A 21,304-nucleotide genomic window follows, 5' to 3' on the forward strand; every position below is an offset into this window, starting at 1 on the left:
CATTCGACCTCTGGAAAGGCTACGCTGCCGAAATGACCGCCTGACAGGCAGAGCTTTCGCTCCGCTCGATCAGGCGATAATAAGTTGGCAATGCCGCCAAGTCCGTTAGCAAAGGAAGCACTACGCATAATCGCCCATTACACGCCGTCCGCTATGCGACTGGGCTGAGCAACGCCCAAAATGTTGTTGCATCGCAACGACCGCACGGGACTCCTTCTGCAATGATCGGACTGGCTCCGTCTACGGGGCATGGTTCAATGTTCGGTGCCTTGCGCGATCGAGCTGCTCAAAAGGATATCATCATGTTGAATACTATCGGTTTGCCGGGGCTGGCCCTTATCCTTCTGGTTGTTGTGGTGCTCTTCGGACGGGGGAAGATCTCTTCGATTATGGGTGAGGTCGGGCAAGGTCTGACGGCCTTCCGGCGCGGTATCCGCGAAGGAAAGCATGGGGATGAAACCTCAGACGCCTGACTGGCCGACACTGAAAAGCAAACGAGTGAGCGGGGCCGATCAGGCCCCGTTTCGCATTTCCGGCCTGCGCAATCGTCCACGACATTGCGGAAACGCAAACTTCGGTCAGCCGATCGTCGCTACGTCTTGCCTGACAGGACGACCCTGATGCGAGGCGATGCGAGACCCGATGCGACACTTGATGATCCGGATGCTGTTTGCGCTGGCCTTGCTGTGGGGCGGTGCGTTTTCGGCGGTAGCCGATCCGCTGATCGGCAAGTTTCTTGGCAATTTGGAGATCGGCACCCTTGTGCCCGGTGCATCCAGCCTTGGGCCAGTGCGTGACGACGGTCTTGTGCCCGCTCTCAAGGGCACCGAAACGGTTGGCTGGATTTTCCTGACGTCCGATTTCGTCCCAACTACGGGGTATTCCGGCAAGCCGATCCACGTGGCCGCCGGGATTTCGGCGGATGCCATACTGACCGGGGCGCAATTGCTGAAACACTCGGAGCCGATCGTTCTGGTCGGCATCCCCGAGGCTGAGATACGCGCCGTGATCCAACACTATACCGGGTTCGACCTGCGCGGCGTTTCCGGTCCGCGTGACCCTGAAGAGCTGGAGATCGTTTCGGGTGCCACGGTCACCATCATGGTGATCGACGACTCGATCCTGCGCGCCGGGGTCAAGGCGGCGCGGGCCCTTGGTCTGGATGGTTTTGCCGCACCCGAGGCGCGAGGGCCTATGCGCGAGATTGACCGCGACGCCGGTCAGGTCGCGGATTGGCAAAAGTTGGCGGGCAATGGCGCCTTGCGTCGACTGACGCTGGACGTGGCCACGATCAATTCGGATTTCGCGGCGCTTGGCGACACTCGGACTGTGAAGAATGCCGAGCTGGGGCCGGAAACAGATCCCTATGTCGATATCTGGACGGCGGTGGTCAGTCAGCCCGCGATCGGGCGGTCTCTGCTGGGCGATGCCGGGTGGCAGAAAATTTCGGCGCGGCTGGAACCGGGCGACGAAGCCATCGCCGTGCTTGGGGCCGGGCGCTGGTCGTTCAAGGGATCAGGCTATGTGCGCGGCGGGATTTTCGACCGCTTTCAGCTGATCCAGGGCGACATGTCCGTGCGGTTCCACGACCGCAACCAAAGCCGGATCGTACAGGTCGCCGCCGATGGTGCGCCCGATCTGACCGAGATGGACCTCTTTGTCGTTCCGGCCGACGCAGGGTTCGATCCTGCCGCGCCGTTCCGGTTGCAGTTCCTCGTCAGCCGGGCGGTTGGCCCGATCGAGAAGGTCTTTCTGACCTACGATCTCGGATACGAACTGCCCGAAGCCTATACCCGCACGATTGCCCCGGCTCCGGCCGCCGAGACGCAACCCGACGTGACCGACGCCGATGCCCGCGATGCCCTGTGGCAACGCATCTGGCAGACCAAGCGCCTTCAGGTCATCGTGCTGGCCACCGCGCTCGCGCTGCTGTCGGGGATCTTCTTCTTTCAGGGTTTTGCCACGCGGAATGCACGCCATTTTGCCATCCTGCGCAATGCCTACCTGGTGTTCACGCTGGTCTTCGTCGGCTGGATCGCCAACGCGCAGCTGTCGGTCGTCAACATCCTTGCAGTGGTGAACGCGCTGTTCAGCGAGTTCGACTGGAACACCTTCCTGATGGATCCGCTGATCTTCATCCTGTGGTTCGCGGTCGCGGCGGCGCTGCTGTTCTGGGCGCGCGGGGCCTATTGCGGCTGGCTGTGTCCGTTCGGCGCCTTGCAAGAATTGTCGAACAAGATCGCACGGCGGTTCCGGGTGCCGCAGGTGACACTGCCTTGGGGGCTGCATGAACGGCTCTGGGCGGTGAAATACATCATCTTCCTCGGGCTCTTCGGGATGTCGCTCTATTCGCTGGAACTGGCAGAGCGCTTTGCCGAGGTCGAGCCCTTCAAGACCGCGATCATCCTGAAATTCGCGCGCCCGTTGCCCTATGTGCTGATCGCGCTGGCCTTCCTGCTGCCGGGCCTGTTCATCGAACGCTTCTACTGCCGCTATGTCTGCCCCTTGGGCGGCGGGCTGGCGATCCCGGCGCGGATGCACATGTTCCGCTGGCTCAAGCGCTATAAGGAGTGCGGCAATCCCTGCCAGCTTTGCGCCACCGATTGCCCGGTCGATGCCATCCACCCGACCGGCGAGATCAACCCGAACGAGTGCATCTCGTGCCTGAATTGCCAGGTGCTCTACCAGGATCACGCGCGCTGCCCGGTCGTCATCAAGACGGACAAGCGACGCGCCAAGGATGCGGTATCGACAGCGGCTCTGGCCGCCCATGCCGAACGGCCGAACCTCGGCCATCCCAACCAGCTTTCACACGCGAAATGAAGGAGAGAAGATCATGACAGACGAAACCAAAGGCGTCTCCCGCAGGGGACTGTTCAAGGGGACCGCAGGGGTGGCGGCGCTGGCCACCGTTGCGGGCACTGGCGGGCTTGGCCTGCTGGCCTCGGCGCGCAGCGCGCATGCGGCGACCGGTGCGCCAGACATCGCCCCGGGTCAGTTGGACAGTTATTATGGCTTCTGGTCCTCGGGTCAGTCCGGGGAGGTGCGCATCATCGGCGTGCCGTCCATGCGCGAGCTAATGCGCATCCCGGTGTTCAACCGCTGTTCGGCCACCGGCTGGGGATCGACCAACGAAAGCCTCAAGATCCTGACCGACGGCCTGCTGCCGGAAACCAAAGCGTTCCTCGCCAAGCGGGGCCGCGTCACCTATGATAACGGCGACCTGCACCACCCGCACATGTCCTTTACCGAGGGCACCTATGACGGGCGCTACCTGTTCGCCAACGACAAGGCGAACACCCGCGTCGCACGCATCCGTTGCGACATCATGAAGACCGACAAGATCATCGAGATTCCGAACACCTCGGACATCCACGGTCTGCGCCCGCAGAAATACCCGCGCACGGGCTATGTCTTTGCCAATGGCGAACACCGCATCCCGCTGCCGAATGACGGGGCGATCCTTGATGATCCGACGCAGTACCATTCGATCTTCACCGCCATCGACGGCGACACGATGGAGATCGCCTGGCAGGTGATCGTCGACGGCAACCTGGACAACTGCGATGCGGATTACGAGGGCAAGTGGGCCTTCTCGACCTCGTACAACTCGGAAGAGGGCGTGACGCTGGCCGAGATGACCGAGAACGAACAGGACTGGGTCGTCGCCTTCAACATCGCCGCCATCGAGGCGGGCATCAAAGCCGGGGATTACAAGGAATACAACGGCGTCAAGGTTCTGGATGGGCGGCACGGGTCGAAATACACCGCCTATATTCCGGTCTCCAACAGCCCGCACGGCTGCAACATGGCCCCCGACAAGGTCCACCTGTGCATCAACGGCAAGCTGTCCCCCACCGTCACCGTGATCGACGTGACCAGGCTTCAGGCGGTGTTCGACGGAGCAGAGCCGCGCTATGCTGTGGTGGCCGAGCCGCAACTGGGTCTTGGTCCGCTTCACACCGCCTTCGATGGCAAGGGCAACGCCTACACCACGCTGTTCCTCGACAGCCAAATGGTGATGTGGAACATCGAAGACGCGGTGCGCGCCTATGACGGCGCCGATGTCGACCCGATCCTGAAAAAGATCGACGTACATTACCAGCCCGGCCACAACCACACCACGATGGGCGAGACGCTGGAGGCGGACGGGCAATTCCTGATCTCGCTCAACAAGTTCTCCAAGGACCGCTTCCTGAATGTCGGCCCGCTGAAACCCGAGAACGATCAGCTGATCGACATTTCCGGCGGCGGGATGGAGCTGGTGCACGACGGCCCGACCTTTGCCGAACCGCATGACTGCATTCTGGTGCGCGCCGACAAGGTCAACCCGGCGTCGGTCTATGACCGGGCCGATCCGCTTTGGGAAGAGGCGCGGGTTCAGGCGGAAAAGGACGGCGTCGATCTGGATTGGGGGGCCGACGTGATCCGCGACGGCAACAAGGTGCGGGTCTACATGCACTCGGTCGCGCCGGCCTTCAGCCTTGACAAGTTCGAGGTCAATCAGGGCGACGAGGTTACGATCTATGTCTCGAACATGGACGAGGTCGACGACCTGACCCACGGTTTCACGCTTGGTAATCATGGAATAGCCTTCGAGGTCGGACCGCAGGCGACGGCGTCTGTCACCTTCACCGCCGACCGGCCCGGTGTGCATTGGTTCTACTGCCAGTGGTTCTGCCACGCACTCCATATGGAGATGCGCGGCCGGATGCTGGTCAAGCCGGTCGCGTAAGAGGAGGGCCCGTCATGCGTTTCCTGATCCCGGTCCTTGTGTTGCTCCTCGCGCCGTTCGCCTGTCTGGCGGAAAGGGTCGAGGTGCGGCCGGGGCAGGGGGCGCTGGCGCGGGCCATCGCGACCGCCCGGCCCGGCGATGAACTGGTGCTTGGGGAAGGCACCTATGCCGGGCCGGTGCAGATCGACAAGCCACTCACACTCACGGGGCCTCTCGCCCGGATCGCTGGTCCGGGCGAGGGATCGGTCATCACGGTGACGGCCCCGGACGTGACGATTTCCGGCGTCACGATCACCGGCGCGGGTGCGCGGCTCAGCGAGTTCGACAGCGGTATTCGCCTGCTGAAGGGGGCGCAGGGCGCGCGGGTCGAGGGCGTGACCCTGATCGGCAACCTGATCGGCATCGACGTGCATGGTGCAAGGGGTGTCACGATCCGGGGCAACCGGATCGAGGGCCGCAACGACCTTCGGGTGCCTGAACGGGGTCCGGGCATTTACGTCTGGAACGCGCCCGGCCTGCTGGTCGAGAACAACACGATCACCAAGGGTCGCGACGGTGTCTTCATCACCACCTCGAACGAGGCCGTGTATCGGGGCAACCGCTTCAGCGACCTGCGGTTTGCCTTTCATTCGATGTATGCCAATCGGATCGAGGTGACGGACAACATCAGCCATGGCAACGACATGGGCTTTGCCTTCATGTATTCGACCCAGCTGACCGTGGAACGCAATCTGTCCGAAGGCGACGCCAACCACGGCTTTTTCATGAACTTCGCCAACAAGGCCGAGCTGCGGCAGAACGAAGTCCGCTCTGGCGGCGAGAAGTGCCTGTTCGTCTATAACTCCAACCACAACCTCTTTGACGCCAACCGATTTGCCGGCTGTGGAATCGGCGTGCACTTCACTGCCGGAAGTCAGGGTAACGTGCTGACGGGCAACGCCTTTGTCGGCAACCGGACACAGGTGAAATATGTCGGAACCCGCTGGCTGGAATGGTCGGACGGCGCGCGCGGCAACTACTGGTCCGATCAGGCGGGCTTTGACGTCAACGGCGACGGATTGGTCGACAGCCCGTATCGCCCCAATGACAGCATCGACCAGTTGGTCTGGTCGCAACCGGCGGCGCGCCTGTTGATGGGAACGCCTGCCGTACAGCTCATCCGCTGGTCGCAATCGCGGTTTCCGGGCCTGCTGCCCGGGGGCGTGATAGACAGTCATCCGCTGGTCTCGCCCGAGGGGGCAGGCCTGCCGCAGGGAGATCCCTCATGACACAACCCATTCTCGACATTCGCGATGTCAGCCTGTCCTTTGGCTCGTTCAAGGCACTGGACGGCGTGACACTGGCCGTGTCGCCGGGCGAACGTCTGGCCCTTCTGGGCCATAACGGCGCGGGGAAATCCACGCTGTTCAAGGCGGTCCTCGGGTTTCTGGCCCAGGGTGAAGGAACCATCACCGTGGCGGGACACCGGCCCGGCTCGGACGTGGCGCGGATTGCCATGTCCTATCTGCCCGAAGTCGTGTCCTTTCCGCAAAGCCTGACCGGGCGCGAAGTGTTGGCCTATTTCTCGGGCCTGCGGGGGGCGTCCCGGTCCGAGATCGACGGGCTGCTCGATCGGGTCGGGCTGGCAGATGCCGCCGACCGCCGGGTCCGCACCTATTCCAAAGGCATGCGGCAGCGGCTTGGCCTTGCACAGGCCCTGATCGGCGCGCCCCGCCTGCTGTTGCTGGACGAACCGACAAGCGGTCTCGACCCTGTATCGCGCCACGATTTCTACACCGTCATCGCCGAGGCCGCGGCGCGCGGCTGTGCCGTCTTGCTGTCTTCGCACGGGTTGGAAGAGGTGCAGGGGCAGACCGACCGCGTTGCGATCCTGTCGCGGGGCCGCCTGCGAGCGTCCGGGACATTGGCGGAGCTTGCCGCCGCCGCCGCGCTGCGGACGACCATTCGCGTGACCGCAAAGAAGGGGCATGCAGACCGACTTCAGGCCGATCTGGGCGGACGCCGGATGAATGGATGCCGGCTCGAGATCGAATGCGCGCCCGACGCCAAACTTGGGCTGTTACTTCAACTCGGTCACCACCGGGAGGCCCTGCACGAAATCGACGTCTTTGCCCCCAGCCTGAACGACATCTACCGCTATTTTTCGGATACCAAAGGGGATCAGCCATGACCACGCGTATCGGCACGATCTTTGCGCAGGAATTCAGGCTGGCCCGGCGCAACCTGTGGGTCGGATTGGCGACCGGCATCCTGGGCTTGTTTGCCGTGGTGCTGGGTATTTTCGGCGCAGGGCAGGGGGCGGCGCTGGACGCCGATGCCCTGACCCTGACGGCGGCGAGCCTTGCAACGCTGTCGGTCTACCTCATCCCGTTGATCGCACTGTTGATGTCCTACGATTCCTTCGCCGGAGAAATCGAGCGCGGTGCCTTGGCCCTGACACTGGCCAGCCCCGTCCGCCGGTGGGAGGTATTTGCCGGAAAGTTCGCGGCCCAGTCGCTGGCTGTCGGCGTTGCAATTGTTCTGGCCTTCGGCGCTGCGGGCGCGTTTCTGGCGCTGTCCTTTGGCACCGGGTCCGACGGCATCGCCGCATGGCTACGCCTGATGGCCACGGCCTTTGTCTTGGGGTCGGTCTTTGTCGGCTTTGGCCTGATGCTGTCTGCCATGGCCGGGCGCACGGCGACTGCGGCGGCTTCGGCTGTGGGGCTTTGGCTGGTCCTGGTGGTGATCTATGATCTGGCACTGCTCGGCAGTGTGATGGCGGCCAGCGATGGCATCTTCGCGTCACAGGTCTTCCCCTGGCTGGTGGTGGCCAATCCCGCGGACGCATTTCGCCTGTATAATCTCGCTTTGATCGAAACCGCGCCGGTGGCCGGAATCGACGGGCTTGCCTCAACCCTGCCATTTCCGCCGACAGCGGCGCTTGCTGTGCTGGGGCTATGGCTTTCGGCGGTGCTGGCACTTGGCATTCGCCGTACGAAAAGGATCGTGCCATGAAACGTGTTGCCCTTGCCATCCTCGTCCTTGGCCTTGCCGCCTGCAAGGAGGACATCGCCACCATTGCCCCGGTTGAGATGACCGATGAGGCGCTTGGCCACTATTGCCAGATGTTCGTCGCCGACCATCCCGGTCCCAAGGCGCAGGTCCACCTGAAGGGTCATTCCGCGCCGCTTTGGTTCAGTCAGGTCTCTGATGCGGTGGCCTATATGTATGACCCGGAACGCGATGCCGAAGTCATGGGTGTGTTCGTGTCCGACATGTCTCGCGCCGAAAGCTGGGCTTTGCCCGGTCTCGACAACTGGCTGGCGTCTGGCAGCGCGGCCTTTGTGATCGAAAGCGACCGGCTTGGCGGGATGGGGGTGCCCGAGGCCATTCCCTTTGGGTCCACCGATGCGGCGGCGGCATTTGTGGCGGACCATGGCGGGCGGGTCGTTGCGTGGGACGCGGTGCCCGAAGCCTATGTCAGGCCGGACATGGCGCAGATGTCTGGCCATCAGGCGCATGCGGGAGCAGACCAATGACACTGACCCGAAGACGTTTTCTGACACTGGCTGGCGCAACTTGTGCGGCCACCCGATTGACAGCTGGAATGCCGGTGGCCGTCTGGCGCGGAACCGCGCTTGGCGCCGGGGCGAAGGTCGTTCTTTCAGGTATGTCCGAGGATGAGGCCACCCCCATCTTTCGCGCCATCGAAGCGGAGCTGTCCCGTATCGAAGGGCTGTTTTCGCTCTATCGCGCTGACAGCGCCCTGTCGCGCCTGAATCGCGACGGCGTGTTCCGCGCGCCTGATCCCGACATGCTGGCCCTGCTATCGCTGGCACGCGAGATGTATCTTGCAACCGAGGGCGCATTCGATCCGACCGTGCAGCCGCTGTTCGACGTCCATGCCAAGGCGGCCGCGGTTGGCCGGGCGGCGTGGCCTAATGAAATCGCTGCGGCACAAGGTCTGGTCGGATTTCACCGTGTGACGATGGACGAAAATTCGGTTCGCCTCGGGCGGTCCGGGATGGCCCTGACGCTGAACGGAATTGCGCAAGGATATGCCACGGACAGTCTGTCGGGGCTCATGCGCCGACAAGGCTTACGCGATGTGATGGTGAACGCGGGCGAGATCCGCGCAATGGGGCGTTTGAACGGGCAAGGCTGGCCGGTGCGGTTGCCTTCGGGGCGCAGCTTGACCTTGACGGACCGGGCTGTCGCGACCTCGGACGCTGCCGGGACGTTGATCTCGGCTTCTCTCGGGGTTGGCCACATCTTCGCGCCGAATGGCAGAACCGGGCTTCGGGCCGGTCCGATCAGTGCCCTGCACGACAGTGCTGCCGTGGCGGATGCGGCGTCGACGGCTGCCGTCGTCCTGCCCGATGATCGGCTTCACCTGCTCGGCAAAGTCGGGGTCGACCTCCTCCGCGTCTGAGAAAACAACCTTCTCAGCTTTCGCCCCCGCGCAACCCGTGGGGGCTTTGCCTTTTCTTATGGCACCGAGCCGGCAGACCTCTGCCTGCGCCGGTCAAACGCGCGACAAGTTGGATGGAGTTTGCATTTCCGCAACGTTCCGCGCACACGCGATTGTTACCCTGTCTACGACGCGCAGACATACCGAAGAAGGAATGAGAACATGCTTACGAGAAGAGCCGCACTGATGGGCGCAGCCGGAGTTGCGTCGCTTCCGATCCTCGCCAAGGCTGTCAGTACCGAGACGGTGGCGGCCCCCCTTGCGGCGCCTGCGGATCTGTCGAGTCTCACCCGCATCAAGCGCGAACTGGTCGCGCCGCCCTTCGTGCACGACCACGAACAGGTCGCGCCGGGCGCGCCGCGCATCGTTGAATTCGAGATGACCATCGTCGAAAAGGAGATCGAGGTCGATGACGGAGCTTACCTGCAGGGCATGACCTTTGACGGGTCGATCCCCGGACCGATGATGGTGGTGCATGAGGGCGACTATGTCGAGCTCACCCTGATCAACCCCGAAGACAACCTGCTTCAGCACAACATCGATTTCCACGCCGCGACAGGGGCGTTGGGCGGGGGCGCGCTGACCCATGTGAACCCGGGCGAAAAGACGATCCTGCGGTTCAAGGCGACCCGTCCGGGCACCTTCGTCTATCACTGCGCGCCGGGCGGCCCCATGATCCCGTGGCACGTGGCCTCGGGCATGGCGGGCACCATCATGGTTCTGCCGCGCGACGGGTTGAAGGACCACGAGGGCAACCCGGTCGGTTACGATCGCGTCTACTATATCGGCGAGAACGAGTTCTACATCCCGAAGGATGAAAACGGCGAATACAAGCGTTACGCCGATGCGGGCGAAAGCTATCCCGACACGCTTGACGTCATGAACGGGCTGATCCCGACGCATGTGGTGTTCAATGGCAAGGTCGGTGCGCTGACCGGCGACAATGCGATGACGGCCAATGTCGGCGAGCGGGTTCTGTTCGTCCACAGCCAGGCCAACCGCGACACCCGTCCGCACCTGATCGGCGGGCATGGGGACTTGGTATGGGAACACGGCAAGTTCAACAACGTGCCCGACCGCGACATGGAGACATGGTTCATCCGCGGCGGCTCGGCGGGGGCGGCGCTGTACACCTTCCTGCAACCGGGGGTCTACGCCTACGTGAACCACAACCTGATCGAGGCAGTGAACCTTGGGGCGACCGCGCATGTGAAGGTCGAGGGCGATTGGAACAACGACCTGATGGAACAGGTCCTTGCGCCGACGGATCTGGCCGCCTTCTGAGTTTGGCACAAAAGGAAAGGGCAGGGGCGGTCGCACGATGCGGGCGCCCCTTGCGTTTTCGAGGAGAGACCGATGAAACTCTTATTGCTCTTGCCGCTGCTTGGAGTGGCGGGCGTGATGGCCATGCTGGAACCGCGCCCCGACGCGCCGCCCTTTGCACCACCCGACATGGTACGCATCGCCAGCGGAGAGATCGCCTTTCGCCCGTTCGGGAATTTTTCGCAAAACGGCAAGACGCGTACGCCTCGGCGGGCCTCGATGACCGTGCCGGGTTTCGAGATCATGAAATATCAGGTGACGGGCGGGCAATACGCGGCCTGCGTGGCCGACGGAGCCTGTGAACCGGCTCGGATTGTGCTGTCGGACGCGCCTCAGACCGGGGTGAACTGGAACGACGCCAGCGCCTTTGCAGCATGGTATGCGGACCAGACAGGAGAGCCGTGGCGCCTGCCGACCGAAGCGGAATGGCAACTGGCCGCAGCCGAGCGCCATGGCGACAGCGGACCCGACTACGACGCCGCCGATCCCGGTGCGCAGATGCTGGCCAGCTATGAAAACGGCATCACCCTGCGCCGCAAGGCCGATCCCGCCCTCTACCGGGCCGGGGCGTTCGGGTTGAATTCCAACGGGTTGGCGGACGTGTCCGGCAACGTGTGGGAATGGACCGACGGGTGCATGCAGAACGGGACCCTTGCGGCAGATGGCACGGTGGCCGAGACCGCCCCCTATTGCGGCGTGCGCATTGCCGGGGGCGTGCATCGTGCCGCGGTGATCGATTTTGTCCGCGATGCCAGTGTCGGCGGCTGTGCCGTGGGCCTGCCGCCGGATCACCTTGGGTTCCGGTTGGTGCGGGGAGAGTGACCCCCGCCCGACCTGCCTAAGAAGCCTGACTGTATCGGATGCCCTCGGGCACATGTGCGTCAAAGGCGCTGGCGATGATCCGCGTCAGCGCGCGGCCCTCGGGGGCGATGGTCAGCGCCGCGTCGGTCACGGCGACAAGATCGCCGAACTGCTTGCCCACCAGCGCGATCTGCGCATCCAGCGTCGCGGCCTGCGCGCCAAAGGCGGCGAGCAGCGCGCTGCGGTCCAGCCGGAAGTCACACATCAGCATCTCGATCGCGCGGGCGCGCAACAGGTCGTCGCCGGTCATCACGTGGCCTCGGGCGCCGGCCAGCTGTCCGGCCTCGATCCGCTGGATATAGGCGGCAGTGGCCGGCGCGTTCTGCACGTAGCCATCGGGCAGGCGCGAGATCGACGAGGCCCCCAGACCGATCAGCGTCGGGCAGGTGTCATCGACATAGCCCTGAAAGTTGCGCCGCAGGTGGCCGCTGGCGGCAGCGCGGGCCAGCCCGTCGTCGGGGCGAGCAAAGTGGTCGATGCCGATGGCGGTCATGCCCGCATCGGTGAACCGGGCGGCGGCAAGGTTCGCCAGCGTGTGCCGGGCCTCTTCGGCGGGCAGGGCGTCCTCGGGGATCAGCTTTTGGCGTTTCGATACCCAGGGCACATGCGCATAACCGAACAGCGCGACACGGTCGGGGTCCAGGTCCAGCACCTTGGACACGGTATCGTCGAGCCGTTCAGCGGTCTGGTGCGGCAGGCCATAGACGAGGTCAGCGTTCAGCGACCGGATACCCGCCGCGCGCAGGTCGTCGACGCAGGCCCGCGTGATGTCAAAAGGTTGCAGGCGTCCGATGGATTGCTGCACCAGCGGGTCAAAGTCCTGAATACCGATGCTGGCGCGGTTCATGCCCTCGGCGGCCAGTGCGGCGATCTTGGCGCGGTCGACCATGGTCGGGTCGATCTCGACCGAAAACTCGCAATCCTCGGTGGGCGGGATGACGTCGCGGACGGCTTGGGCCAGCCGGTGAATCATCTCGGGCGGCAGGATCGTCGGCGTGCCGCCGCCCCAATGCATCCGTCCCATGCGCAGCCCTTTGGGCAGGATATCCTTCAGCAGCGCCAGTTCCTGCACCAGCGTGCCAAGGTAGCTTTCTACCGGCGACAGGGTCTTTGTCCCCTGGGTGCGGCAGGCGCAGAACCAGCACAGGCGTTCACAGAACGGGATATGCAGGTAGACGGAAACCGGCTGATCCGGGTCCAGCGCCGCCAGCGCGCGGGTCTGGTCGGGCGCGCCGACCGCAGGCGAAAAGACCGGGGCGGTGGGGTAAGAGGTGTAGCGGGGCACCCGTTGGTCGAACAGGCCAAGGGATCTGAGGCGGTCAATGTGTTTCATGCGCGTGATATGCGCCTTTTCGCGGGGTGCGACTTTGCGCAGGATCAAACTTCAGACCGGAAAGGGCGAGACGCCGATGACCAGCGTGTGCAGATGCAGCGCGCCCATCCACAGGATCAGGCCGATGGCGGTGCAGATCAGCAGGCGGCGCAGGTTGGCGCGGCGCCAGTGCGGGTCGGCAAGCGGGCGCAGGGAAAACAGCGCCGTGTGGTCGATCAGGTCGGAGCCGCGCCGGGCCTTGGCATCGAAGGCGGGCATGGCGGCCAGCGCCATGGCGGCAAAGCTGCCAAACAGGATGACATGGGCCAGATCGCCATTGGCCACCAGATGCGCCCCGGCCCAGAGCGCCAGTGCCAGGAACAGCGGATGGCGCGATATGGCGGCAAAGCCGGGCCGCGCGGGGTCGAACGTCTTGCGTCCGCCAAGGGTGTAGGGCTGCGCCATCCCGGCCCCGCAGGCGGTCAGCACCAGCGCCGCGGGCATCGCCACGTTCGGCACCCAGCGCGTCCACGGCATGTGCGGCCAAAGCTCGACATAAGGCGCGCGCCCGGCGGCCGAGATCACCCAGACCAGCAGCGCCAGCGAGATCACGCCATAGACCGAGAAATAGACCCGCCGTCCGAGGGCGCCGATGAGCCTTTCGCGCAGACCCCACAGGCGCGGCACGAAATGGCTGGCGGCGAACAGCGTCAGTGCAAGGGTGTAGTCCGTCCAGCCGGTCATGGCGTGTCTGCCTCCTTCATCAATCGGGTGATGTGGCAGGCAAAGGCATAGGTGGCCGGGACACCGATCACCAGCCCCCCGGCGGTGGACTGCCACGGGGTCAGCACCGGCCAGCCCAGCCACGACCCGATCAGCGAGGCAAAGAACAGGTTCACCCCCATCGCGCCCGCGCCAAACGGGTACAGCCCAGCCAGCAGTCTCCAAGACGGTTTCATCGGCGGCTGACCAGCATCTGCACGGCGACCAGTGCCGCGATCAGGGCGACGGAGCCGACGAAGAACCAGAACTCGGCGACGTCGGTCTGCGGCTGCGGGATGGGCCGGTCGAACCCGGCCAATGCCGGGGCCGGGATCAGGGTGGCAAGGGTGAATAGGCGTTTCATGTCAGCTCTCCATGGTCAGGGTCTGGTAGATGTCAGGCAGGGCGCGCGGCAGGCGCTGGGGATCGGGCAGCAGGGTAAAACCGGCGCGGCCAAAGATGCGGGCGAACCAGTCCTGCCCGTCCTGATCGACGATCACGCCATGCACGGCCTGCCCAAGGGCACGGGCTTCGCGGACGGCCATGCGGCTGTCCTCGATGCCATGCGGGCCCTCGTAATGGTCGAGGTCATTGGGCTTGCCATCGGTCAGCACCAGCAAGAGGCGGCGGGTCGCGCCCTCGTCCGCCAGCTGCGCCGAAACATGGCGGATCGCGGCGCCCAGCCGGGTGTAATGGCCGGGGCGGAAACCGCCGATGCGGGTGGTGACGGCGTGGGACATGGGGTCGGCAAAGGTCTTGGCCCGGTGCAGGAAGACGCGGTCGCGTTTCAAAGACGAGAACCCCCAGATGCCCAGCCGGTCGCCCGCCGTGTCGATGCCGCAGGCCAGCGCGGCCAGCGCCTCGCGCGCGGTTTCGATCACCGAGGTCTGCCCAAGCGCGGCCTCGGTCGAGCGTGAGCAATCCATCAGGATCGCAACGGACAGGTCGCGCGCCATCGGGCGGCCGGATTGCCAGACCCGGTCGCTGCCCTGCTGCCCGCAGGCCATGTCGGTCTGCGACGTCACAACGGCGTCGAGGTCCAGATCGTCGCCGTCCAATTGCCGGGGCAGGATCACGCGGCGGGGATGCAGGGGTGCGAACTGGCGGCGCACGCGGGCCACAAGGCGCGGATCGGGGGCATAGTCGGCGCGAGGCGTGGCCTCGGCCTCCAGCACGCGAGTATGATCCGGCATGTAGGCGCCGGTGCGGCGGTTCCATTCGGGATAGGTGAACGCGCCCGCAAGGCGTTCGTGATCGGCATCCTGCGGCGACAGGTCCAGCGACAGGCGCAGACGGGTGGCGGCGCGTTTGATGTTCTGCGACAGGGTCAGGTGGTCCTGATCCTCGGCAGCCTTGGCGGCGTTGTCCTGATCGTCGTCATCGACCAAGCGGTTGATGTTCAGGCTTTCGGCCCAGGACATGATCGATTCAAACCGGTGGACGATGAAACTGTCATTGCGGTTGGCCTGATCGCGATCCTCGCGGCGCGCCTCCTTGCGGGTGGGCAGGGCCATCGCGGGGGCGGGGGCCTCGTCACTGGCCGCGGCGGGCTGGTCGCTGCGGGTGCGGGGCCGCAGGCGTGGCCAGATCGGCAGCGGCGCAAAGCTGCGATAGCCGCGCGGGGCTGGGCAGTCCAGACATTCACGCTGGGGCGCGTGGCCACAGAGCTGGTCCAGCAGCATCCGCTCGATCCCGGCTTCGCAGCGCGGCAGGCCGCTGCGATGGCGGTTCAGGGTGATGTGGGTGCAGAAATGGGCATGCGGCCGCCGGAGGCCCGGACAGGCGGCATAGGCAAGGTCCGAGGCCAGCGCCAGCGCCGCGATCTCGGCCCGGTCGGCGGCAAGCGGGTCGGCCTGCGCATCGGGCAGGTCGACACAGGCGGCCAGCGCCGTCAGCCACAGATAGCAGGCGCGGTTCAGATCGCGCGTGGGAAAGGCATCGATCACCGGCGGCAGGCGCAGGCGGTCGCCGTCGAAATCCGCCACGTGCAGCTTTTCACGCGGGGTGCCGATGCGCCGCAGCCGGTCGAGGCGGTGGCCCGATGTGGTCAGCGGGGCCGGGGTGATCTCCACCCCTGCCGCGCCGCCAAGCGCCCGGAACAGGGCCTGTACCGAGGGGCGCATCGCCTCGAAGGTCACGGCGCGCCTGTCGTCCCCGGCGGCAGCCCCCCAGCGCGACGCGACATCGTGCCAGAGGTTGCCGACGGTCTCTTCGGGCTCCATCAGGTCGAGGAGGTGGATCATGGCGTCACCCGTAGATCACGGCGGCCAGATCGCGCAGCGCCTGCTGCACATCCGGCTCGTCCGACAGCGGTTCGATGATGGCGGCCTCGATGGCGCGATCCACCGCCATGCCGCGCGCGATCATCGTGGCCGCATAGATCAGCAGGCGCGTCGAGACACCTTCCTCCAGATCCATGCCCGACAGCGCGCGGATCTTGCCCGCCAGCCGCACCAAGGCACCGGCGCGCGCCTCATCCAGCCCGCTTTCACGCATGACCACCGGGGTTTCGACCTCGGGTGTCGGGAAATCGAAGCCGATGGAGACAAACCGCTGCCGCGTCGACGGCTTCAGCTTTTTCAGCACGTTCTGATAGCCGGGGTTGTAGCTGGCCACCAGCATGAAGGGTTTCGGTGCCTGCAGCTCCTCACCTGTGCGGTCGATGACCAGACGGCGCCGGTCATCGGTCAGCGGGTGCAGGACCACGGTCACGTCCTTGCGGGCCTCGACCACCTCGTCGAGATAGCAGATGCCGCCCTCGCGCACAGCCCGGGTCAGGGGGCCATCGACCCAGACGGTTTCGCCCCCCTTCAGCAGGTAACGCCCGATCAGGTCCGCTGCACTCAGGTCGTCATGGCAGGCGACGGTGTGCAACGGCAGGCCAAGGCGCGCGGCCATGTGTTCGACAAAGCGTGTCTTGCCGCAGCCTGTCGGCCCCTTCAGAAGAAGGGGCAGGCAGTTTTCATAGGCCGTCTGGAACACCGCGCATTCGTCGGATTGCGCGTGGTAGAACGGCAGGTCGGGGGTGCTCAGGTCTTTCATTCTTCACTCTCCCGGAACGGCCACGGGGCCGGGTTTCACCACCTCGCGGCGCACCACGAGCATCGAGTAGATGAACAGTAGGGCACCAAGGACCACGGCGATGCCGGAGCCAAAGCGCATCAGGTAGAACAGCCCAAGCTGGTCCTGCACGTCCATGAAGTAATCGCCGACGATGCGTTGCATGTGCGTCTGGATCGTCCCGGCAAAGGTCAGGGTAAAGGTCATGAAGGCCATGCCACCGGTCATCAGCCAGAAGCTCGCCATGTTCAGCACCTGGTTATAAGGGTCACGGCCTCGCAGGATCGGCATCGCATAGGTGAACATCGCGAGGTTCAGGGCCACATAGGCGCCGTAGAAGGCAAGGTGGCCGTGGGCGGCGGTGATCTGCGTGCCGTGGGTGTAGAAGTTCACCCCGTGCAGCGTGTGCAGGAAGCCCCAGACACCCGCACCGAAAAAGGCGACGGTGGACGACCCCAAAGACCACAGCAGCGCGGCCTTGTTCGGGTGGTTCTTGCGGCCCTTCCAGACCATGACAAAGGCAAAGGACATCATCGCAAAGAACGGGACCACCTCAAAGGTCGAGAAGATCGAGCCGATCCACTGCCAGTAGCCCGGCGTGCCGATCCAGTAGAAATGGTGCCCGGTGCCGAGGATGCCGGAAAACAACGCGGTGGCCACGATGATGTAGAGCCATTTCTCGATGACCTCGCGGTCGACACCCGTCAGTTTCAGCATCAGGAAGCCGAGGATCGCGGCCATGACCAGCTCCCACGTGGCTTCGACCCACAGGTGCACGACCATCCACCAGTACATCTTATCGAGGCTCAGGTTGTCAGGGTTGATGAAGGCGAAGATCCACAGCAGGCACAGCAGCCACAGACCCATCATCAGGATATTGGTGATCGCCGTCTTGCGCCCGGCCAGAAAGGTCAGCGAGACGTTCACGAGAAAGATCACCGCCGCGACGAGGATGCCGAACTTGACCCACAAAGGCTGTTCAAGGAACTCGCGCCCGCCATGGATGCCGACGAGGTAGGACCCCACCGCCCCCAGCGTTCCGACCACGAGGATCGCCAGCTGGATATAGGCAAGCTTGACCGAGAAGATCTCGCGCTCTGACTCTTCGGGGACAAGGTAATAGGCCGCGCCAAAGAAGCCCAAGAGCAGCCAGACGATCAGCGCGTTGGTGTGGATCATGCGCACGATGTTGAACGGCAGGACCTCAGACAATGTGTTGGGCGAAACGTAGATCCAGCCCAGCAGCAGCCCGCCCAGCACCTGGATGCCGAACAGCGCCATGGCCGCGAGGAAATAGGCGTAAGCCACTTTTTGCGATTGGTATTTCATGGTTCTGTCTCCCTCAGCCCGCGTCGTTCGGCGGCCAGTTCTGAGTGTCGGTCTGATCGGCCCAGCGGAGGAATTCGGCGAGCCCGCGCATCTCCTCTTCGGTGATCTCGAAATGCGGCATCTGGCGGCGGCCCTCGATCCCCGAGGGCTGCGCGGCCATCCAGCCATCCAGCATCTCGTACGCGCCTTCGGGGTCGTCCAGGACGCCCCATCGGGTCATCACGTTGCCGACCTCCGGGGCGAAATAGGCGCCCTCGCCGTGCAGCGTGTGGCAATTGATGCAGGAATTGCGCTCCCACACATGTTTGCCCAGCACGACCTCATCGGTCAGGGGCATCCCGGCGGTGGCCTTGTCCACGATGTGCCGGTGGCTTTGCGCCGTGAGGGCCACGAACACGACGACGAAGAATATGGATCCCCCGTAGAACACGTTCCTTGCCCGCGATTTGGTTAGGAATTCAGACATGTCGCGGTCCTGTCGAATTGTTTCGGATAACCGCTGTCTACCGGGGCCTGACGGGCCGCTTGTTGTGCAAACGCAAAGAAGCGGACGAAAGGTGCGGGCAACATGTGGCTATGAAAGGACCGCCCATGTCACAGCCCGATTTCGACGACCCGGACCTGCCCCTGGCCGACTTGTTCGCTGCCTGGCCGGACATGGCGGGCGTGTTCATGGACCGGCGTATGCTGTGCCCCGGCTGCCTGATCGCGCCGTTTCACGCCATCACCGATGCCTGTCTGGAATACGATCTGGATGAGGACGCGTTTCGCGCCGAATTGCTGGCCCGGACCCGGCGGTAGGCGTCACGCCTCGCTCAGCACCACCAGCGCGTGCGGGTTGGTGACGACGATCCGTTTGCGGGTGGATTCGACGATGCCGTCCTTTTGCCACGCCGACAGCAGCCGGCTGACCGTGTGCAATGTCGTGCCCGTCATGTCCGAGATGTTCTGCCGCGTGACCGGAAAGGCGATCTCGATCCCCTTGTCCGATTTGCGCCCGCTTTGGTGGACCATCCGCAGCAGGGCGCAGGCGACGCGCTTTTCCACGGCCTGCGTCGCCATTTCCGTCAGGGTTTCCTGAATCTGGCCAAGGCGCTGACCAAGCGTCTTGTAGCTTTCGGTGGCAAAGCCGGGATAGCGCGCGATGAAGTCGTCCCAAACCCGGACTGGCCATGACAGCGCGATGGATTCGGCGGCGGCTATGGCTGTGGCCGGGTAGGTGTCGCGCTGCAACGCGGGGGCGATGCCGAACAACTGTCCCGGCGAGATGTGCAGCACGATGATCTGATCGCCCCCCGGCGTCGAGCGGATCACGCGCAGATAGCCGTCGAGCAACAGGTGAAAACGGTCGGCGTCATGCCCCTCGCGGAAGATCGCCGTGCCCTCGTCATAGCGGCGCGACACCGCCTGATCGAGGATCTCGCGAATCTGCGCCCGGTCCAGCAGGGAAAACGGTGGCAGGCCGGTCAGCAGGCTTTCGTCGAGTTTCGGCACGGTTTCGTATCCGGAGTTTGTGCAAGGGCAACGTTCGGGCCGTCCTTGTACGGCAAATCAGGGGCAGACGAAACAGACGGAAACGCAGAAAGGATGCTCCGATGTTCAAATCCATGATGATGACCGCCGCCTTTGCTATGATTGCCAGTGTGGCCAGCGCCGAAACCCACGAAGTGCAGATGCTGAACAAGGGCGAGGCGGGAGTGATGGTCTTTGAACCCGCCTTCGTGAAGGCCGCGCCGGGCGATGTGATCCAATTCGTGCCCACAGACAAGGGCCACAACGTCGAAAGCATCGACGGAATGCTTCCCGATGGCGTCGACAGCTTCAAGACCAAGTTCAACGAAGCGTTCGAGCTGACCGTGGATGCTGAAGGGGTCTACGGCGTCAAATGCACGCCGCATTATTCGATGGGCATGGTCGCGGTGATCCAGGTTGGTGATGCCGTCAACCTCGATGCGGCTGCCGCAGTCAAGCAGAAGGGCAAGGCCAAGGCACGCATGGCGGATATTCTGGCTCAGGTCGAGTGACGCATCGTCCCGCGTCATCAGACTTGTTCGGGCGACACGTGAGGGTCGCCCGATTTTATTGAAGGAGTTGCCCCATGTCTTCGCGCGCACCTTTTGTCGGACCAGCCGTTTTTTCCTACGGGTTCAGGCCTTTCTTCCTGGCCGCGACCGTGTTTGCACTGTTGGTCTTGCCGCTTTGGTGGTCGGTCTGGCGCGGCGGCGTCGTTCTTGACGGTCCATTCGCGCCGACCGACTGGCATGCGCATGAGATGATTTTTGGTTACGGCGCTGCCGTGGTCGCGGGTTTTCTGTTCACAGCGGTCCCAAACTGGACCGGACGGCTGCCTACGCGAGGCTGGCCACTGGCTATCCTGCTGGCACTCTGGCTGGCGGGGCGTTTGTCGGTGGCCGGGATAATCGGGTTCGGGCCGGTCCTCGTGTTGCTTGTGGACCAGGTCTTCCTGCTGGCTGTGGCCGCGATGATCGCACGCGAGGTCGTGGCAGGCAAAAACTGGCGCAATCTCAAGGTACTGGTGCCTGTGTCCTTTCTTTGGCTGGCAAATGTCCTGTTTCACGTCGAAGCGATGAACGCGGGCACCGCCGACCATGGCCGCCGGTTTGGCATGGCACTCCAGATCTTCCTGATCATGTTGATAGGCGGCCGCATAGTCCCCAGTTTCAGCCGGAACTGGCTGGCGCAGCGCGGCGCCAAGTCCCTGCCAACCGCGTTCAACCGGTTCGATGCGGTTTGCCTTGTCATCGGTGCCGCCATCCTGGTCGGTTGGGTTGCCGCACCTGTCGGCATGGGCACTGCGGTTCTTGCAGGTCTGGCCGCCGTCCTGCATCTGTTTCGGCTCGCACGCTGGCGTGGCCATGACACGTGGCGTTCGCCGCTGCTTTTGATGCTGCATCTTGCCTACCTGATGGTGCCGATGGGATTGGCGGCGGTGTCGGCCTCGGCGCTGGACCTGATCGCGCAGAATGTCGGAGCACATGTGCTGGGCATCGGGGCCGTGACGGCGATGACCGTGGCCGTCATGATGCGGGCAACGATGGGCCACACGGGTCGTGCGTTGATCGCCGGGCGCGCCCTGGCCAGCGCATTTGCGCTTGTGCTGACCGCGATGGTGTTCCGGGTCACGGCAGGGCAGGTCACGATTGGCGCTTTGGATGGCATCGACCTCGCAGCCGTGGCCTGGACCGCTGCCTTTGCAATTTTGGCGTGGCGGCTGGGGCCGTGGCTTCTGCGTCCCAAGGTCGGGCAAAAGGCCGTCTCCGGTTCTTCTCGATGACCTGTCCCGGCAATTCCTTTATGCGGTTTGATCCAGATTAAGTCGCGCGCTGCGGGACCTGTTAAACCTGCTCTGGAAAAGCGGCATTGCCAACTTATTATCGCCTGATCGAGCGGAGCGAAAGCTCTGCCTGTCAGGCGGTCATTTCGGCAGCGTAGCCTTTCCAGAGGTCGAATG

Annotated in this window: 22 protein-coding genes; 13 read left to right on the forward strand and 9 right to left on the reverse strand. The window is 64.1% G+C overall.

What is annotated here, in order from left to right; genetic code table 11:
- Positions 1-302 precede the first annotated feature (302 nt).
- The 10 genes from CLV74_RS21595 (at position 303) to CLV74_RS21640 (ending at position 11,330) form a co-directional block, all read left to right on the forward strand.
- Complete coding sequence (locus CLV74_RS21595; protein ID WP_106268870.1) at positions 303-473, forward strand: twin-arginine translocase TatA/TatE family subunit; 171 nt, start codon at positions 303-305, stop codon at positions 471-473.
- Positions 474-654: 181 nt separating this feature from the next.
- Complete coding sequence (locus CLV74_RS21600) at positions 655-2,823, forward strand: NosR/NirI family protein (RefSeq protein WP_245888654.1); 2,169 nt, start codon at positions 655-657, stop codon at positions 2,821-2,823.
- A gap of 13 nt (positions 2,824-2,836) precedes the next feature.
- Complete coding sequence (gene nosZ, locus CLV74_RS21605) at positions 2,837-4,735, forward strand: TAT-dependent nitrous-oxide reductase (protein ID WP_106268874.1); 1,899 nt, start codon at positions 2,837-2,839, stop codon at positions 4,733-4,735.
- A 14-nt stretch (positions 4,736-4,749) separates the two neighbouring features.
- On the forward strand, positions 4,750-6,003 hold the full coding sequence (locus tag CLV74_RS21610) for a nitrous oxide reductase family maturation protein NosD (protein WP_106268876.1): 1,254 nt from the start codon (positions 4,750-4,752) through the stop codon (positions 6,001-6,003).
- Entirely contained in the window at positions 6,000-6,905 is a 906-nt protein-coding gene (locus CLV74_RS21615; RefSeq protein ID WP_106268878.1) for an ABC transporter ATP-binding protein, read from the forward strand. The genes CLV74_RS21610 and CLV74_RS21615 overlap by 4 nt, the downstream gene beginning before the upstream one ends.
- A complete protein-coding gene (locus CLV74_RS21620) occupies positions 6,902-7,729 on the forward strand; it encodes an ABC transporter permease (protein WP_106268880.1) in 828 nt (275 codons plus the stop codon). Before CLV74_RS21615 ends, CLV74_RS21620 begins: the two co-directional genes overlap by 4 nt.
- A complete protein-coding gene (locus CLV74_RS21625) occupies positions 7,726-8,253 on the forward strand; it encodes a nitrous oxide reductase accessory protein NosL (protein WP_106268882.1) in 528 nt (175 codons plus the stop codon). Before CLV74_RS21620 ends, CLV74_RS21625 begins: the two co-directional genes overlap by 4 nt.
- The gene (locus CLV74_RS21630; protein ID WP_106268884.1) at positions 8,250-9,146 is read left to right on the forward strand and encodes an FAD:protein FMN transferase; all 897 of its coding nucleotides are present in this window, start codon (positions 8,250-8,252) and stop codon (positions 9,144-9,146) included. The genes CLV74_RS21625 and CLV74_RS21630 overlap by 4 nt, the downstream gene beginning before the upstream one ends.
- Positions 9,147-9,347: 201 nt before the next feature.
- Entirely contained in the window at positions 9,348-10,469 is a 1,122-nt protein-coding gene (gene nirK / locus CLV74_RS21635; RefSeq protein ID WP_106268886.1) for a copper-containing nitrite reductase, read from the forward strand.
- 72 nt (positions 10,470-10,541) lie between these two features.
- Positions 10,542-11,330, forward strand: a complete 789-nt coding sequence (locus CLV74_RS21640) for a formylglycine-generating enzyme family protein (protein ID WP_106268888.1) — start codon at positions 10,542-10,544, stop codon at positions 11,328-11,330.
- Positions 11,331-11,346: 16 nt separating this feature from the next.
- Here the strand turns inward: CLV74_RS21640 and hemN are convergent, their stop codons facing one another.
- Genes hemN through CLV74_RS21675 form a run of 8 tightly spaced genes read right to left on the reverse strand, consistent with a single transcriptional unit; the run spans position 11,347 to position 18,298 of the window.
- Positions 11,347-12,702, reverse strand: coding sequence for an oxygen-independent coproporphyrinogen III oxidase (gene hemN / locus CLV74_RS21645; RefSeq protein WP_106268910.1), 1,356 nt, complete (start codon positions 12,700-12,702; stop codon positions 11,347-11,349).
- A 51-nt stretch (positions 12,703-12,753) separates the two neighbouring features.
- Positions 12,754-13,425: an NnrU family protein gene (locus tag CLV74_RS21650; protein ID WP_106268890.1), complete on the reverse strand. Its 672-nt coding sequence runs from the start codon at positions 13,423-13,425 to the stop codon at positions 12,754-12,756.
- Complete coding sequence (locus CLV74_RS21655) at positions 13,422-13,640, reverse strand: NnrT protein (RefSeq protein ID WP_106268892.1); 219 nt, start codon at positions 13,638-13,640, stop codon at positions 13,422-13,424. The genes CLV74_RS21650 and CLV74_RS21655 overlap by 4 nt, the downstream gene beginning before the upstream one ends.
- Positions 13,637-13,807, reverse strand: a complete 171-nt coding sequence (locus CLV74_RS22945) for a hypothetical protein (protein ID WP_170108129.1) — start codon at positions 13,805-13,807, stop codon at positions 13,637-13,639. The genes CLV74_RS21655 and CLV74_RS22945 overlap by 4 nt, the downstream gene beginning before the upstream one ends.
- A 1-nt stretch (position 13,808) precedes the next feature.
- A complete protein-coding gene (locus CLV74_RS21660; RefSeq protein ID WP_106268894.1) occupies positions 13,809-15,686 on the reverse strand; it encodes a nitric oxide reductase activation protein NorD in 1,878 nt (625 codons plus the stop codon).
- Between the two features lie 4 nt (positions 15,687-15,690).
- Positions 15,691-16,485: a CbbQ/NirQ/NorQ/GpvN family protein gene (locus CLV74_RS21665; protein WP_106268896.1), complete on the reverse strand. Its 795-nt coding sequence runs from the start codon at positions 16,483-16,485 to the stop codon at positions 15,691-15,693.
- A 3-nt stretch (positions 16,486-16,488) separates the two neighbouring features.
- The gene (locus CLV74_RS21670) at positions 16,489-17,832 is read right to left on the reverse strand and encodes a cbb3-type cytochrome c oxidase subunit I (protein ID WP_106268898.1); all 1,344 of its coding nucleotides are present in this window, start codon (positions 17,830-17,832) and stop codon (positions 16,489-16,491) included.
- 13 nt (positions 17,833-17,845) lie between these two features.
- Positions 17,846-18,298: a c-type cytochrome gene (locus CLV74_RS21675; protein WP_106268900.1), complete on the reverse strand. Its 453-nt coding sequence runs from the start codon at positions 18,296-18,298 to the stop codon at positions 17,846-17,848.
- A gap of 125 nt (positions 18,299-18,423) precedes the next feature.
- Here CLV74_RS21675 and CLV74_RS21680 point away from each other — a divergent pair, with 125 nt between their 5' ends.
- Entirely contained in the window at positions 18,424-18,633 is a 210-nt protein-coding gene (locus CLV74_RS21680) for a DUF1858 domain-containing protein (RefSeq protein ID WP_106268902.1), read from the forward strand.
- Between the two features lie 3 nt (positions 18,634-18,636).
- Here the strand turns inward: CLV74_RS21680 and CLV74_RS21685 are convergent, their stop codons facing one another.
- Positions 18,637-19,326, reverse strand: coding sequence for a Crp/Fnr family transcriptional regulator (locus tag CLV74_RS21685; protein ID WP_106268904.1), 690 nt, complete (start codon positions 19,324-19,326; stop codon positions 18,637-18,639).
- A 101-nt stretch (positions 19,327-19,427) separates the two neighbouring features.
- On the opposite strand from CLV74_RS21685, the gene CLV74_RS21690 reads away from it, so the two are divergent.
- Both CLV74_RS21690 and CLV74_RS21695 read left to right on the forward strand, forming a co-directional pair.
- Positions 19,428-19,856, forward strand: a complete 429-nt coding sequence (locus CLV74_RS21690; protein WP_106268906.1) for a pseudoazurin — start codon at positions 19,428-19,430, stop codon at positions 19,854-19,856.
- Between the two features lie 74 nt (positions 19,857-19,930).
- Positions 19,931-21,127 carry an NnrS family protein gene (locus CLV74_RS21695; protein ID WP_106268908.1) on the forward strand — a complete coding sequence of 399 codons (1,197 nt, stop codon included), beginning with the start codon at positions 19,931-19,933 and terminating at the stop codon, positions 21,125-21,127.
- Positions 21,128-21,304 lie beyond the last annotated feature (177 nt).

It is taken from the genome of Donghicola tyrosinivorans (genome assembly GCF_003003355.1).
Lineage (GTDB): Bacteria > Pseudomonadota > Alphaproteobacteria > Rhodobacterales > Rhodobacteraceae > Donghicola > Donghicola tyrosinivorans.